This window comes from Vibrio sp. D173a (assembly GCF_030248475.1).
Genome location: NZ_JAHGAH010000887.1, coordinates 1 through 613, shown reverse-complemented (window position 1 = coordinate 613; position 613 = coordinate 1). Strand labels below are relative to the sequence as shown.

At 46.2% G+C, this 613-nt stretch carries 1 protein-coding gene and 1 pseudogene; both read left to right on the top strand.

Going from position 1 to position 613, the window contains the following annotated elements; translation table 11 throughout:
* Positions 1-413: putative nucleotidyltransferase substrate binding domain-containing protein (locus KIV40_RS30030; protein WP_285352925.1), on the top strand; the 413-nt coding region annotated here is incomplete at its 5' end.
* Between the two features lie 5 nt (positions 414-418).
* Positions 419-613 (top strand): annotated as a pseudogene (locus tag KIV40_RS30025) (3'-5' exonuclease); the annotation flags it as partial.

Genomic DNA, 613 nt, shown 5'->3' with positions numbered 1-613 from the left:
CACCTCTTGGTTTCTTCAAAGATTTCGTGATGGAGAAAGATGGTCGTCATAATAACTCCATCAACCTTAAACGACGCGGTACGGCGCCACTGGCCGATTTGATTCGTGTCCACTCTCTCGCGGTTGCCTCACGTTCAAAGAACTCTTTTGAACGACTAGATGACATCATCGATGCGGGTATCCTGCCGAAAGGACGAGCTCAAGATCTGAAAGATGCGATGGAGTTTATCTCTATGGTTCGTATTCGCCACCAAGCACTGGATGTCGATAACAATATTGAACCAGACAACAATATCGAGCCTGAGAACCTATCGGACTTTGAGCGCCGCAATTTAAAAGATGCGTTCCAGATCCTAAGTAATGCTCAGAACTTCCTGAAGTTCCGTTACCAAGCCAACAACAACTTTAAGTAGAGACGATGAATAAAATATTTAAGTCACCTGCGGTAGATTGGCACTTTAAGTTCGCGCAAAAACTCGACCGCGTTAAAGATGAACGACTCAAGGAGTTCTACACTAAGCCTCTGCCCGACCCGGATACCCCACTCTCTGAGGTGACCTTTCTGGCGTTGGACTTTGAAACAACCGGATTGAATGCATCGAAAGATGGCATC